The following is a 15,374-nucleotide window of genomic DNA, read 5'->3' as shown; positions in this document are numbered from 1 at the left end:
ATGAAGCATGCTATTTTGCTGTCTTTAAACGACAATGTCGCAACGGTGCTTGAGAAAGTGGATATCGGCGAAGAGATAGAGGTGAAGGGTGTTTCCGGATTGCAGATGCTGGTTGCGAAGGAAGAAATACCTTTCGGTCACAAAGTCGCGGTGAGAGACATCAAAAGAAACGAGAGAATAATTAAATACAATAACAAGATAGGGATTGCAACTTCGAACATCTCGACGGGCCAGCATGTTCACATCCAAAATGTTGTAAGCGAACGAACGGAGATCAAAGAGGGAGGTGACAGGGCTTAGGCCAGATATTATGAAGACCATGATGGGTTATTTAAGAAGTGACGGAAGTGTTGGAGTGAGAAATCACGTCCTCGTTCTCCCCAGTGTTCTTTGCTCTTCGAATGTTGCCAGAAAGATTTCGGCCGCTGTTCCCGGGTCGGTAGTGGCCAGCCACAATCAAGGCTGCGCTCAACTGGGAGATGACTTTCAGCAGACTAGAAGAACGCTGATTAATACTGCGCTAAATCCTAATGTGGCAGCCGTTCTTGTTGTTGGGCTCGGTTGTGAAAGGGTGTCCCCACATGAACTGAGGGACGTGATTCTAGACAGCGGAAAACCGGCCGGACTAATAATGGTTCAAGACTACGGAACCGTAGAAGCTGTAGAAAGGGGAACTGCAATTGTCAGGAAAATGGTAGAGGAAGCTTCGAAGAGTGAAAGAGAGGAAGTTCCGCTTTCAAGACTTGTCCTAGGCATGGAATGCGGTGGTTCCGACTTCTCTTCGGGTTTGTCGGCCAATCCTGTAGTCGGCGAGGCTGCCGACATTCTATGGAGAGAAGAAGGTTGTGTGATACTCTCTGAAACCACTGAACTGGTCGGTGCAGAACACCTCCTCTTTGAGAGAATGAAAAATGAAGAGATGAAGAGGCGATTTGCAGGGATGCTGAAGAGAATGATTGATGAAAGCATGAAGAACAGCCGCGATGTGGTGGATAAAGAAAACGTCCCCAACAACATCTCTCCTGGGAACGTACGGGGAGGACTGACCACACTTGAAGAAAAGTCGCTTGGAGCAATGATTAAGGGCGGCAAAGTACCGATAGTAGGTGTTAAAGAGTACGGCGAATTAATTGATCCGGAGCCAGGTCTTTACCTTATGGATACGCCCGGATATGATGTAGAATCTGTCACAGGAATGGTTGCCGGTGGCTCTACAGTTGTGCTTTTTACTACCGGGCAGGGAACTCCTACAGGCAATGCGATAGCACCTGTTATAAAAATAACTGGAAACCACGAAACGGCTAAAAAGATGAAGATGAACATCGATTTTGATTGCAGTGCGATAATCTCCGGAAAAGAGACATTAGAAGAAGGCGGAAAGAGGCTTTTCGAACTTGTTCTGAGAGTTGCTAACGGCGAAAAGACAAAATCAGAGATTCTTGGACAGGATGATTTCTCAATCTGGAATGTGGGGATAAAACTATGAGTTACAGTGATTCCCAACTCGAAAGTCTTCTTTTTGAGTTATGCTCTGCCAACACAACGAATCCTCCGGGTAATGAAGATCTCGCCGTATCGATAATCGAGAGAACTCTCACGCGAAAAGAAGTGAGCGTAGAGATTCACCGAGTTGCCGATAACCGTTCGAATCTCCTTGCAAGGATCGAACGCGATCCCCGAATCTCATATTTAGTCTTCTCCGGTCATATGGATGTTGTACCCGCCGGTTCAAACTGGAATACCGATCCTTTCAAACCTGAACAGATAGACGGGGAGTTCTATGCCAGAGGTTCCGCAGATATGAAGGGTGGTCTTTCGGCCTTAATTGCGGCGCTTGTAGATCTTTCGGAAGATAGGGAGTTCTGCGGAAACGTGGCTCTTCTTGCCACGTGCGACGAAGAAGTCGGTTGCTCGGGAATACAGAACTTTCTTGAACACAAACCATTCGACATCTCGGCTGTGCTGATTGGTGAGCCCACTTCTTTAGGACTTGCCACCGGAGAGAAGGGAGCGCTCTGGCTTAAACTGAAATTCAGAGGCAAATCAGCGCACGGTTCGCAACCGCAAAACGGAGTTAACGCAGTTACAAGGCTTTTCAGTGCCTACAATGAGCTTTCTCAGGTTCTAGGGAAAATAGAAGGCCTTACTGAGAGCCTGAACATCATTCGAGGTGGATCAAAAGAAAATACGGTTCCCGATGAGGCCGAATGTGTTATCGACATTCGTTTTGCAGAGAACACAGATTCTTCAGAAATCATCGCTCTCGTAGATTCCGTTCTAAGCAAATACAATCAATCAGAGAAAATCATTTTGCTCAACAGGGAGTCTTTCTCCTCTTCAGGCACTCTCACTGAATCTGTTAAGGAAGTGCTCAAAAAGAAAGCCCTGAAAGCCGAAGAGCTCTCAATGACCTACTTCACTGACGGTGCCTTTACTGCATCGCAAGGGATTGAGACAGTAATACTAGGTCCCGGAAGCCCCTCAATGGCGCACAGGTCGAACGAATATGTGGAACTTGAAGAAGTCCATAGGGCCCGAAGGCTTTATGTAGAAATAGCAAGGAACTACTTTGAAAGGACTAGATAATTATGGGTAGACTCGTAGCATATGAAAACCTCAGGAAGCTCTGCGAAGAGATCCTTCTTTCCGAGAATTTCAACATAGAGGCCGCTCATGAAATAGTGGACGTTTTGTTGGAAGCTGATTTGCGTGGCATTCCTTCACATGGTGTTGCAAGACTTGGTAGGTACATTAAGGAAAGAGATAGCGGAAATATCCTGCTCGATTCCAAGCCATCGATAGTACATGATACTCCGATTTCGGCCACAATTGACGGTAACGGCGGCCCAGGACAATGTGTTTCCAACTACGCGATGGATCTTGCAATAACCAAAGCGAAGAAGTCGATGATCGGCCTTGTCTCGGTCAGAAACTCAAATCACTACGGAATCTCAGCCTATTACTCCGAAAAGGCGCTTTCAGAAAAGATGATAGGGATAGCGATGACCAACAGCTACCCTCTCGTCGTTCCGACTTTCGGGAAGGAGGCCATTCTTGGAACAAATCCCTTTTCAGTAGCCATCCCTGGATCGAAGAAGGATTTCATACTGGATATGGCTACTAGCGTTGTGACCAGGGGAAAATTAGAGGTTTACGATAGGCTGGGAAGAGACATTCCAAACGGCTGGGCAGTGGATGAAACAGGTAGTAGCACAACCTCTCCCAGAAGGGTTCTGAACAACTTCAACAATCGAAACTCCGGAGGTATTCTTCCCTTGGGAGGATCCGATGAGGATTTTGGTGGTCACAAAGGGTTTGGGATGGCGCTTCTTGTAGATCTGCTGTCTGCCGGGCTATCTTTGGGGACTTGGAGCGCAAAGACTTACTCGAGTTCCCAGGCTGGCGTGTGCCACTTCTTTGGCTGTTTAGACCTTAAGCTCTTTGGAGAAGCTTCACACCTAGTAAGACACATGGAAAGGATTGTCGATGAAATTGTTTCAAGTGATAAAGCCGAGGGTCATGAAAAGATCTACTATCACGGAGAGAAAGAGGCATTAGCAAGGGAGAGATCTCTAGAGTCGGGAATAGAACTGGATAACAAGACAAAACTACTGCTCACAACACTGGCAGAGAAACACGGCATCAAGAAACCTGCCGATTGGCCGCTGACCGGAACTCAACATGAATGAATTGCCCTCTAGAATACCCATCTAAAGATTATTATCGGCCTGAATGGCAGGCTGCGAACAAAACTATAGGCTGATGCTATGCCTGCAAAGTCTGCGATGAGGTCTCCAACCTCCGCGGAACCTCTGCCTGAAATCAGATCCCAGACTTCCTTCCCCACACCCAGTAATGCGGTAAAGGCAAAACCGCCTGTGTCCCCAAGAAGGTAACTTGAAAGGCCAAAGGCGGTATAACTAACAGAATAATGTAAGAATTTGTCGTAACCCGTTACCGCTAAACCAACAATAGAAAAAAATAGAACAAAGAATAGCAAAAAATACTTGCTCAAAAAAGCCTCTTTAGCTCTTGATTAGAATTCGTAGAGTACTCCAAGTCCTACAGAGAAGAACTCGGGAAGGGGCCAGTAATCTCCGCCGGGGAAGTCTCCCTCCTGGCGAGTCTGATAGTCTTTCACTCTGTAACCCCTGGCAAATCCATTGAGAATCATCTTGTCAGTGATCGGTGTCATTATCTGGAACCCACCACCGAGAGCAAGATGAGGAGCTCCTAGATCAAGTATTCCTATCTCCCAGGACTGTTGACCGGCTATGGTATCCTGAACTGAACCCACACTAACAAGCAGCCTCACCTTCAGATTGAGCGTCTCGAGAACCTGAAAGTAAATGTCAGCATTTAAAAGGCCAATCTTATTGGTCGGATATCTGATTGCAGCCTGAGCACTCAACATGGTTCCAATCTTATCAGTAAATGGAAGCTGAAGAGAGAGATCAAAAGCACCGGCACCCCATCTCTCTGGCTGATAAACTGGATTAGTGGCATTGATTCCAAAACCACCACCTATAAGCGCTTTAGGCGTAGAGAGACCCAGTGAGACCGCAAAAAGGAGCAAAGCTACTAAAGCGACTTTCTTCATAAATACACCTCCCCTTAATAATTGCAAAGCTATTGGCGTTATTGGCAGTATATAACAGATTGATTATACCACAACAGTATTGAGGTTCAAAGCCATTATTGCTGCTCTATTCGGAAGAAAAATACGCCCAGGAAGCAAAATTATTCACAAGTCTGTCCGTTGACGCATCCTTCTTTCAACATCCCTCTTCGCGATATCTTCCCGCTTGTCGAAAAGCCTCTTTCCCTTTGCAAGCGAAATCTCAACCTTCGCCTTTCCTCTTTCGTTGAAATATATCCTCAAAGGAATAATCGTCAATCCCTTTTCTTTGATCTTCTGATCGAGCCTCAGTATCTCCTTCCTATGCATAAGGAGCCTTCGTTTTCTGCGCGGCTCGTGATTCCAAACATTTCCATGTGTATACTGACTGATATTGCATTCCATAAGAAAAATCTCTCCATTCTCGATCTTGCAATAGGCATCTATCAAAGAAGCGCCACCAAGGCGCAGAGATTTTACTTCCGTGCCGACAAGCTCGATCCCGGCTTCGTATGAATCCATAAGATGGTACTGGAAACGTGCCTTTTTGTTCGTAACTACTGTTTTCATTGAGATCCCTCCGTCCCGCTGAACGGAATTCATTTTAGCACAAGGTCTATGCATTTCAAAAAAGGGATCTTAACAAGACCCCTTTTTATGGTCTGCTCTTTGTTTTAGACAAGAGAAAACCATGCCCAATTCATTATAACTCTTATTCGTTGACTCAAATGAAACTTGATAAGTCAATTATGAAAAAAGCGATTCTCGGTCTGATACTGTCGCTCAGTCAACAATAACAATCTCAGGCCTCTTAACTGATACACCGTCTATTTCGAATTCAAGAGCCGGCCAGGAGCTCGAATCGGGAAATGACAGAATCGTGTTCTGTGACTTGCCTACAAGTACAGTATCCTCGGACTTCGTGCCTCTAATTGTCGGGTTCCAGGCAACCGCGTTTCCAATTTGGAGAACGATATCACTCTTCAGGTTAGCAATCACCTCTCTGGGGAGGTAACCCGCAGTTCCTCCCTGGTGATGAAGTTTCCATTCACCTGCCCTGCCAGCCGTTTCATAGGCCTCTACTAGCCTCTCAAAAACCTGTGAAAGCTTCACTCCTGGCTTCGAGCATCCGATAACCTTTGCATCGATGAGGCAGTTCTGTTCGTGTTGCCTCCTGATATCATCTGATGCCTCAAACAGAAAAGACCTGCTCGAAGAGATTATCAGCCCTCGTTTTCTTGCACAGATACTCGCGAAGCCTCTCTTCCCCAGTCTGACATCTCGCGAAAGATTGTGTCTGTAACTGAGAGAGCTCTCCTCCGAGAAGACCAGTGTCAACACCGGCTCTATATCCCTCTCTGCCATGGCCCTATAGAAAAGCCCTTGAACCTCCAGCTCAGTCATATGTCGATTCAAATCCGGCACTATCAGGGAGAAGATTTCATCGCACTCTCTTCCCAGAGCTTTGTACGTGTCGATTTCCGTCTCACTTAAGACGCTCCGCATGGGTGTTATATCAACATACTCGCTTGAGTATCTTCCCGTATCCGATATAAGCTTCCCGTTAACCACGCTCTCCAGCAGCCTTTTCTCTCCGGAGGGCTCAAACCAGCTATACTCAAGAAACCCGAATTCTCCGAGAAGACTTTCATCCAGCTCGATCTCCTGAATTCTCTGCTTTTCAATATTGTTTGTGATCATGTAGACGCGGTCCCCTGTTATGAGAATTGAGGCTTCTCCCTCGGTGGAGTTCAGGGCAATGTGACTCCTGGCTCCGAAAGTGAACCATGAGAAATTACAGCACTTGCTCAATAAAAGGGCGCTTGCACTTCTGGCAGCCATTAGCTCTCTCAAGCTCTTGACCCTATCTCTAAACTCTTCTAAAAGCATTTCCCCCACTCCTAAACAAAAAAGGTTGGCTTTCATATCTATCTTACCTGCTTTCGAGCAAAAAACGAGACGCTAGTTCTCTGTACGAAACACTGAAAACCAACCGATAATCCCCTTGCATTACTCAAAAAACCAAAAGCAATGATGCCTTCACTTACACATCAATAAAACGGCGTCTCCCTTAATTCATCGATCAGGAGATGTGCATTGCTTGCCCCAAAACGCGTCGCACCGAGCTCATGGTATCTAAGAAGGTCCCTAAGCTTTCTTATGCCGCCTGACGCTTTGACCTGGATCCTGTTTCCCACCTCGTCCAGCAGGAGCTTAACGTCGGATTCAGTGCAGCCGGTGTCGGCAAAACCTGTAGATGTTTTCACGAAATCGGCCCCGGCATCTGCAACTATGTTAGCTCCTATCCTTTTTTCTTCATCTGTCAGGTAATGAACTTCCAGAATGACTTTCATGACTACGCCTTTGGCCGCATCTCTTACAGCCAATATCTCATTCTTCACTTCATCGTACATCTGGCTCTTCAGCCAACCTATGTTTATGACCATATCTATTTCACTTGCACCTTTCAATAGGACATCTTTTGTTTCAAATACTTTCGATTCAGTTGTAGAATAGCCGTTCGGAAAGCCTACCGGTGCATCAACTCCTACTTCTGAACCCTTCAATATCTCCGATGCGTACTCAATCCAGGAAGCCCCAATAGCAACAGTCATAAATTTGTATTCCATGGCCAGCCTGCAAACTTCTTCGATGTCCCTCTTAGTTGCGTCGGGTTTCAACATCGTTGAATCAATCATTCTCGTCAAGCTTTCTTCACTCAATGCAACTCATCCCCTTTCAAGGTGTGACTATTCCTCCATTAACGCGTATTGATTGGCCAGTAATCCAACAAGCTTTGTCAGATGCTAAGAATGAGGCCATATCTGCTATGTACTCAGGCTTTCCGAATCTCTTCATGGGGATTTCTTCCAACCACTTTTCCCTCTTGATCTTCATTGTTTCTTCAATCATTCTGGTTTCAATAGTTCCTGGGCAAATTGCGTTGTAACCTAAGTTCCCGAAAAGTCTAACGATGAAAACCTTCGTGAAGCATTGAAAAGACTACGTTAGAGTTATTTTCTATAGGTTTATCCCTCGTTATATATTATAATGTATGTAACGAGGTGAAGAGATGGGAATTGTCTATCAGAAGAACAAGAAAACAGGAATCACATATGTCTACAAAAACGAAGCCTATTGGGACAGGGAAAAACAACAGTCCAGAGCCAAGAGAACCTTAATCGGCAAGCTGGATCCAGACACTGGAGAAATCGTACCGACCAGACCATACAGGAAGGATTCTGAACAGAAGGATGGCATCTTGAGAAAGCCTGGACCTGTACCAATAACCAAAATCCGAAGGGATTTCTATGGTGCTTGCTATCTTCTCGATCAGGTTGGAAAGATCACCGAAGTCGCGGCCGATTTGAAAGCCTGCTTTCCCGACCGTTATAGAATGATTCTATCGATAGCCTATTATCTTATTCTCGAAGAGAATAACTCACTCAGTCGGTTTTCTCATTGGCAGAGACTGCATGCCCATCCTTATGGAGAAGACATACCATCACAGCGCAGCAGTGAGCTGTTCCAATCCATTTCAGAAGAAGAGAGGATGATGTTCTTCAAGAAGCAGGGCAGACGTAGAATTGAGAAAGAATACTGGGCCTTTGACATCACTTCCATCTCCAGTTATTCAGAGACACTGAGACAGGTCAAGAAGGGAAGAAACAAAGAGTACGACAGACTACCTCAAATCAACCTTGCCCTTCTCTTCGGTGAACAGTCTGGACTTCCCTTTTACTACCGGAAACTTCCAGGCAATATCACAGATGTGAAAACAGTCAAGCAGCTCATGGCTGAATTCAATGTCATGGGATACAAAAAGGTAAGTGTCCTTCTTGACAGAGGCTTTTACAGCGGAGAGAACATCAACCTGCTCTTCAAGAACCACCAGAAATTCATCATAGGTGTCAAACTGAGTCTTAACTATGTGAAAGAGGTCCTCGAAGAAGAACGCGATAACCTTCAGCTATGGTCAAATCTGCAACCTCAGTTCGGAGTATATGGTTTGTGTCGAACAATAAAGTGGGATTATGAACAGGAAAGACCCAACAAAGGGGACGTATTAAGCTCGAAAAGGCGAGCGTATCTGCATCTTTTCTTCAATCCCGAGAAGGCCGCAAAAGATCAGACCGAGATGAACGATTATCTGAGCAGACTATACAATGACCTGAAGAACAACAAACTCAAGGAATACAGTATTAAGGAGTACGACAAATACTTTACTCTTACCAAAAGGGGCAGGAAAGTCACACCGAAGGAAGAGGCTATGCGTGAAGCGGCAAGAAACTATGGCTATTTCGCACTGCTTTCCAATGGAGTCAACGATCCCTTCGAGGCCTTATCGCTTTATCGCAGTAAAGACATAGTGGAAAAGGGGTTTGGCAACTTGAAAGACCGGTTGAATTTCAGGAGAATGCAGGTTTCCTCTGAACTATCCCTGAATGGAAAGCTGTTTGTCCAGTTTGTGGCTCTTATCTATCTCTCTTACATAAAGAAGAAGATGCAGGACACCGGTCTCTTCGAGAACTGGACATTGCAGGGTCTCCTTGACGAACTGGACACTATTGAAAGGTTTGAATCACCCGAACATGGCCGCTTGATCGGAGAAGTCACCAAAAAGCAGAAGGATATCTACGCCAAACTGGGTGTGGAATCCCCCTCGTTATAATTTCCGCGAATGCAGGATATAGAAACATCAAATGGCATGCAAGGAAAGCGAAGACCGTCTTCAGTTAGGCGCATCATTGATAACAAGGCCCATACGTAGTCTGTAAAATGGGAGTATGACTCTATATATAAAGCCAAAGCGATAAGTGAAATCAATATTGAAACAGAAAAACTCGCCTGCTTCAATTAGCGACCTTAACTCCCAGTCTTTCGAGAATTGTCTCGATAGCTTTCGAAAGCTGAAGATCCTGTTCGTCACCTACTGATACCTCTGATAATGTCAACTCTCTCGCATCTTCCTCTAGGATTTCATTGTCAACAACAATGTCAGGCTCTATCCCCTGAAGATGAATGTCGCTTCCATCCGGAGCAAAGTAGTGTGCAGTTGTCAACCATATTTCTCCTCCGTTTGAGAGATTGAAAACAGTCCTGATCGCAGCCAAACCGAAAGTCTTTGTGCCTACAATCGTTGCCAATCCACTTTGTTTCAATGCTTCTGCAAGTATTTCTGACCCTGCCGCACTCCCCTCATTGACAAGCGCAACAATTGGTTTATTGGTGAAGTATGAGTTATATTTCGATCCCCAGGAGTTGTAGATCTCTTCCTTACCGTCTCGATATCTTATTGTCATGATTCTCTCGCCCTTTGGTAGCATCAGTGATGATATGTTCAGAACGCTCTGCAGTAGCCCGCCTGGATTGTTGCGAAGGTCGATAATGAAGGCCTCGCTTTTTTTGCTAAGCTTTAGAGCATCCTCGAATTCATCGTAAGTTGGTGCGTTGAAACCGGTTATTTGAATATAAGCAATGTCGGCATCTTCAACAGTTAGCAATTCCGTCTTGACACTCTTTATCTCTGTGAGTGCTCTTGTGATCTCTACAAAAAAGGGATCCTCTATGGATTCTCTGTAGACCTCAAGAACTACCTGGGTATCGGGATCTCCTCTCAGCATATTCACTGCACCGTAATAACCGACTTCCGACACCGCCACTCCGTCAATCGTGAGAATCAAATCGCCTGCTCTAAGGCCCACTCTTTCGGAAGGGCTTCCGGCCGTTGGGGCAACCACTTCAAGACAGTCGAACTCAATGTTGTACTGAACCGTATAGCCTATCCCACCGTACCTGGAGGCAGTATCCAGTTCGTTCTCCCTTACCTTAACCGGATCAAAGTACCATGCAAAGGGATCGTCGAGTCCACGCATCGTACCTGTTAAGGTTTCGTTGAGCACATCGTCATAATCAACTTTGTCGATACCATAGTAGTTGCGATCTATGTACGTAAGTATCTCGAAAACGGGCCTGAACTTCTCGAACATCTCATCATTTGTCATTGACGAAAACGCGCCCAGGAAAAAAACTCCTACCAGGACAGCTAACCATACAGACATCCTGAAGAACTTCCTCTTTGCCATCTGGCTTCCTCCCTTCCATTTTTAGAACGATACAGGTAAGAGATATGAATCTATCATTCTTTCGTTCGAATGTCCTCCTGTAATCAAACTACTTCAAATCGTTTTCTGTGAATGTGTGTACACTCTTAGTACTGAAAAGAAGCAACAAATCTCTTTCCATCACGATAGATAACAAAAGCAATATAGTCACCCTTCTCAATGCTAGCCACAACATTCTCGAAATTAACTAACCTATCGACATTCTGTTGATTACCATTAATACTTACCCTCGTTATCACATCATCTTCGGAAAATCCCAGCCGACTACCTATTCCTTCGCTGTACACACTCCTGACTATCACCCCACAGAACTCTTTAGACAAACGGAGCCTCTCCCTGTCTTCTTCGACAATATCTGATACCGTAAGGCCAAGAATGGTATTCTTATATGAGAGATCCTCGGTCAAGCTTTGTGACGTACTGGTAGCTGTTTCTTCATAACGGTAGTTCACCTCGTGATTACCAGTTATACAAATTCGAAACCCAATAGATTCGCTACTGACATCGGGGAGCACTGTTCTTCGTGAAGTAACCACAACGTACGATAGGCCATCTTCAAAACTACCCCCTCTTATTGCTTTATTTGAGTCTGTGCACCATTCCCAGACATTTCCACTCATGTCAAATAGATCCAGTTCATTTGGTAGTTTTTGGCCGATTTCTTTCGGACTTCTCTTTCTTGTATAGAATCCAGAACTTGCTTCAGAATTACCAGAATACCAAGCCACAAGTTCGACATCATCTCCGCCGGAATACTTATGGCCATTATTAACTTGACCGCCTCTGGCTGCAAATTCCCACTCTTCCTCAGTTGGAAGGCGATAGCCAACTACCTCTCCTAAATCTTTAGTAACGTTGCCTTTGGAATCCAAAAGTTGACCGGCATTATTGTAAGCTCTTGGAAGCTCTTCGCTATCACTCAACCAGTTGCAGTAAGCTATCGCATCCCACCAACTGACATTGAACACAGGACAACTATCGCTAGATACGAGGTCAACATTTGGCATTTCCCTAGCGGTATCTCTACAAAACTTGCGAAATTCTGATATTGTTACCTCATATCTGCCTATAGTGAAATCATGATCTAGGATCCTTGTGCCAAGTAGGGTTTCTTCTATCGAATTTGAACCGCGTTCCACAAATACCTTGTCGCCTTCTATCACTCTCCAGAAGAACCAAGATACTGGTTCTGAGCAGAACCCGTCATTGTCGACTGCTCTGACTTCAAAAGTATGGCTTCCACCTGAAACATTTCGCCACGTATAACTGACTTTCAATTCAAATAATTCTTCCCATTCACCGCTATCCTTTCTGTATTGATAAACTGCAACTAAACCATCGTAGTCGCTTCCATTCCATACGAAAGTCACGTCGGGTTCGAAAACCTTACCATTAGGGCCATCTACTCTTTCAATAACAGGAATACGGATATCAATATCAGTCCTGCAAATGCGAAACCCCAAAGTATTAATGGCATCTTCAGGTTCTTTGCTAAGACGACAAGAAACCCGCAAATAGGTTTCATTGTTTGACCAACTGCCACCCCTAATTACTCGTGAACTTGAGCTTGAATAAGACTTGAACGGATTAACTAGAGTTTTTGCTTTGTAAATACTAAATAGGTCACTGCACCATTCCCATACGTTGCCACTCATATCGTAGATGCCCAACTCATTAAATGCCTTTTGACCAACTTCCTGAGTCCTGCCCCCCGAGTTTGAATCGTACCAAGCGACGTCGCCAACGGTGCTGCTTCCAGCATACTTGTGTCCATTACTCTTGTTCCCGCCCCTTGCAGCGTATTCCCACTCTGCTTCCGTTGGCAGTCTGTAGCCTACTACTTTCGATGGATTTGAAGTCAAATTTCCATCCCTATCAAGAAACTCACCATTTTTGTTATATGCTTTGGGAAGTGAAGCCATTTCGTTAAGCCAGTTACAGTAAGCAATTGCGTCCCACCAGGTTACGTTTATTACAGGTCTGCTTCCCCTTCCCCAACCCTGATCGTTGGGTTTGCTTCTGTCCGTAGCCTCACAGAAAGCGTCGTATTCGTCGAAAGTGACTTCACACTTACCTAAATTGTAGTCATAGTCTAGAATTACGAGACTGATAGGGAGTTCTTCGCTATATCCTCCGCCGAAAGTGTCTCCCATTGCAAAAGAGCCCGATGAAACTTCTATCAATTCAACTGCAAAGAACTCCCAAGAAACAACTCTCGAATATATGCCATTATTGGATTTCGCACGTACTTCAAAAGTATGTTTTCCCCTCGAATAATTTCCCCATATGAAAGAATCATTTTGCTCGCAGCTAATCCATTCTGATTGGTCCATTCTGTAATCATAGTTTGCAATTTCTCCCTCCATAATGATTCCGGACCATGCAAAGGTGTTCTGTGTGTTCAAAACAGTCCCTTCCAGTCCTCCGAGCTTTGACACATATGGCAAATCCTGCTCGATAACCGTTTTACACACTCGAAAACCTGCATCGGAATACGCCTGATCTGGGGAGCTAAATATGCGTCTTGACAAATGTAAGTCATGATCATTACTGACAAGGCTCCCCCCACGCAGAATTCTATTCACACGATCTCCAACAAAAAATGGATTTGTGACAGGTTCATCCGTATAAATGTTCCAACCATCACTGCACCATTCCCAGACATTTCCAGTCATATCAAATAGCTCTAATTCATTCGGTAATTTCAGTCCCACTTCATGATATATATCCCTGTTATTGTCTTCATGCCACGCCACTTCGTCTTTGTTGTTTCTACCGGCATATTTGTACCCTTTACTGTATTTTCCTCCTCTAGCTGCGTATTCCCATTCTGCTTCAGTCGGTAATCTGTAACCAGCGACTTTAGAGGGATCCGTAGTAATATTTCCACTAAGATCGAGTAGATTTCCATTGCTGTCATATGCCTTTGGTAAACCTTCTTTTGTGCTCAGCCAATTACAATAAGCAATGGCATCCCACCAACTAACAGCCGTGGCAGGTATTAGATCAAGTTTGAATTCTTCGTAAGGTCTTTCCCTTCCGGTTTTGTCACAGAATTCACTGTATTCTTTGATAGTCACTTCGTACTTGCCCAAGTGGAAATTGTATGAGAAGTTGACTATATGGACCGGCTTTTCATTTGGGTTTCCAATAATCAAGCTGTCTCCCATCAAGAAGCCGCCCTTTTCTACTAAGACCATTTCTCCTGGTATTGCGGTGGACTGTGGATCTCCTGATATAAGTGTGGACGCCTTATTTATACCTTCACAACCGGATAACAAAAGCAGACAAAGCAGAAACCAAACAAGCTTTCTCATTTGTACAACCTCCATTAATATCCCGTCTATTTGCATCACATCGTAGGAAGAAATTTGAAAACGTCAAGACTCAGGAAGCATGATTTGAGATGTGAGATGTGTATAAAACTAATATAGCACTTGTTACATTGCAAGCAAAGAGTGGCCGCAATGGGAAAGAGTCAAACTGCTGCCTTGTTTTCTTCAAGTGATGGTGATTTTGCCTGACAAGATATTTGCAAAGATTGGGCAGACCTAGGGTATTTGCTCTCGAAGCGCCGGATGCTCCTGTCTCCTAAGAAAGGGAATCCCGGGGAGAATCATTTCCATGAGAACCCTAAGGGGTAATCTAGAGTGGAAAAAAGGAAATATCCCATGGAGCCTGAAAGTCAGAGGGGCGTTTCCCATAGTTATTCTAGCAAAGCAGTAACAACAAGTCCCACCCAATACTGATCGAGTCTCACCTTCGAGGCGTTTCCACAAGAACAATCCTCTCGCAATCTCCTTCTATTAATTTCAGCGCTTCTCAGCTCTCAATCCTCCAGCGTCACACGCATTACTGCTACTTCAGGATCCAGGATAACTACAGGGACTTTTCTGAGAGACTATACATAGCGCGCTCTAGATATTGACTATAGGCTCCAAGGGGATCGTAGTCGCCCCGGTCACGATGGCTACAATGTCTTCTAGTGACTGCAAGTCATAGCGTGATTTCTTCTGTGCTTAAGACTCTTCAGATCCTGTCTACTGCTCTCCAAAAGGCAACATTCAAGTCCCACTTAGCTACAATAAAAGGGAGTCACCTTTTCGCAGATTTTTTTAATTCCAAGGCGTTGCCTCCTAGCCTGTTTCTGCTTTCAATTTCTCAACGATCTGCTTGAAGTGTTCGCGGCAGTTAAAAATGGAGTCTGACCCTGTTTTTGACTAAATGGTTTCAAACTTCTTCCTGTTCCTCAACTGACGACCCTTTTCGCTCTTGTTCGGTCATATATTCCTCGCGAATCTGCGATAGGGTCTTTCCTGTAGCCTTGTGGACGGCGAAGGCATACGTCTGTACGCTAGACCAACCATAAACGTTTTTCAGCCATACTTGAAGCGACAGTACCTCTTCACCCACTTTCACTTTTCCGCTAGTCTGGAGAATCCCTTCATCTTCTCTATCTTTGGCACCAATAATGTCGCCTTCTTTCACGATTCCCCATTCAAGCATGGCATCGATTCTGGGCAGAACCCTTCTTGTCATTTGCCTGTCTGTTTTAGTCCTTCCGGGTATTGACCTGTCCATTAGATTTACATAATACTGGTCACAGGTAGCAGTGTGCCAAGAAGGCGAAG

13 protein-coding genes and 1 pseudogene are annotated in these 15,374 nt (G+C 44.9%); 5 read left to right on the top strand and 9 right to left on the bottom strand.

The window, feature by feature from the left end:
• The 4 genes from RJ60_RS14250 to RJ60_RS14235 are packed head-to-tail and all read left to right on the top strand — an operon-like array spanning position 1 to position 3,689.
• Positions 1–300, top strand: coding sequence for a UxaA family hydrolase (locus RJ60_RS14250; protein WP_039659601.1), 300 nt, complete (start codon positions 1–3; stop codon positions 298–300).
• Positions 287–1,486, top strand: coding sequence for a UxaA family hydrolase (locus tag RJ60_RS14245; RefSeq protein WP_219725905.1), 1,200 nt, complete (start codon positions 287–289; stop codon positions 1,484–1,486). The genes RJ60_RS14250 and RJ60_RS14245 overlap by 14 nt, the downstream gene beginning before the upstream one ends.
• Positions 1,483–2,586, top strand: coding sequence for a M20 family metallopeptidase (locus tag RJ60_RS14240; protein ID WP_103135187.1), 1,104 nt, complete (start codon positions 1,483–1,485; stop codon positions 2,584–2,586). The genes RJ60_RS14245 and RJ60_RS14240 overlap by 4 nt, the downstream gene beginning before the upstream one ends.
• A 2-nt stretch (positions 2,587–2,588) precedes the next feature.
• Positions 2,589–3,689, top strand: a complete 1,101-nt coding sequence (locus tag RJ60_RS14235; protein WP_103135186.1) for an Ldh family oxidoreductase — start codon at positions 2,589–2,591, stop codon at positions 3,687–3,689.
• An 8-nt stretch (positions 3,690–3,697) separates the two neighbouring features.
• On the opposite strand, the gene RJ60_RS14230 is transcribed toward RJ60_RS14235, so the two are convergent.
• The 6 genes from RJ60_RS14230 to RJ60_RS16600 form a co-directional block, all read right to left on the bottom strand.
• Positions 3,698–4,015, bottom strand: coding sequence for a hypothetical protein (locus tag RJ60_RS14230; protein WP_258006359.1), 318 nt, complete (start codon positions 4,013–4,015; stop codon positions 3,698–3,700).
• A gap of 21 nt (positions 4,016–4,036) precedes the next feature.
• Positions 4,037–4,600 carry a hypothetical protein gene (locus tag RJ60_RS14225; protein ID WP_103135185.1) on the bottom strand — a complete coding sequence of 188 codons (564 nt, stop codon included), beginning with the start codon at positions 4,598–4,600 and terminating at the stop codon, positions 4,037–4,039.
• Between the two features lie 144 nt (positions 4,601–4,744).
• Positions 4,745–5,188, bottom strand: coding sequence for an SsrA-binding protein SmpB (smpB, locus tag RJ60_RS14220; protein ID WP_039659593.1), 444 nt, complete (start codon positions 5,186–5,188; stop codon positions 4,745–4,747).
• A 213-nt stretch (positions 5,189–5,401) separates the two neighbouring features.
• A complete protein-coding gene (locus tag RJ60_RS14215; RefSeq protein ID WP_103135184.1) occupies positions 5,402–6,508 on the bottom strand; it encodes a Xaa-Pro peptidase family protein in 1,107 nt (368 codons plus the stop codon).
• 161 nt (positions 6,509–6,669) lie between these two features.
• Positions 6,670–7,341: a deoxyribose-phosphate aldolase gene (deoC, locus tag RJ60_RS14210; RefSeq protein ID WP_103135183.1), complete on the bottom strand. Its 672-nt coding sequence runs from the start codon at positions 7,339–7,341 to the stop codon at positions 6,670–6,672.
• A 16-nt stretch (positions 7,342–7,357) separates the two neighbouring features.
• A complete protein-coding gene (locus tag RJ60_RS16600) occupies positions 7,358–7,558 on the bottom strand; it encodes an SDR family oxidoreductase (protein ID WP_374704119.1) in 201 nt (66 codons plus the stop codon).
• Between the two features lie 133 nt (positions 7,559–7,691).
• Here RJ60_RS16600 and RJ60_RS14200 point away from each other — a divergent pair, with 133 nt between their 5' ends.
• Entirely contained in the window at positions 7,692–9,290 is a 1,599-nt protein-coding gene (locus RJ60_RS14200; RefSeq protein WP_103135181.1) for an IS1634 family transposase, read from the top strand.
• A gap of 181 nt (positions 9,291–9,471) precedes the next feature.
• Here the strand turns inward: RJ60_RS14200 and RJ60_RS14195 are convergent, their stop codons facing one another.
• From RJ60_RS14195 to RJ60_RS15690, 3 genes and pseudogenes are all read right to left on the bottom strand, one after another.
• Entirely contained in the window at positions 9,472–10,704 is a 1,233-nt protein-coding gene (locus RJ60_RS14195) for a S41 family peptidase (protein ID WP_103135180.1), read from the bottom strand.
• Positions 10,705–10,829: 125 nt separating this feature from the next.
• Positions 10,830–14,060, bottom strand: a complete 3,231-nt coding sequence (locus RJ60_RS15865; protein ID WP_219725904.1) for an SUMF1/EgtB/PvdO family nonheme iron enzyme — start codon at positions 14,058–14,060, stop codon at positions 10,830–10,832.
• 913 nt (positions 14,061–14,973) lie between these two features.
• A pseudogene (locus tag RJ60_RS15690) lies at positions 14,974–15,374 on the bottom strand (hypothetical protein); the annotation flags it as partial.

It is taken from the genome of Mesotoga sp. B105.6.4 (assembly GCF_002896535.1).
GTDB lineage: Bacteria > Thermotogota > Thermotogae > Petrotogales > Kosmotogaceae > Mesotoga.
This window is presented reverse-complemented; position numbering and strand designations above follow the sequence as displayed.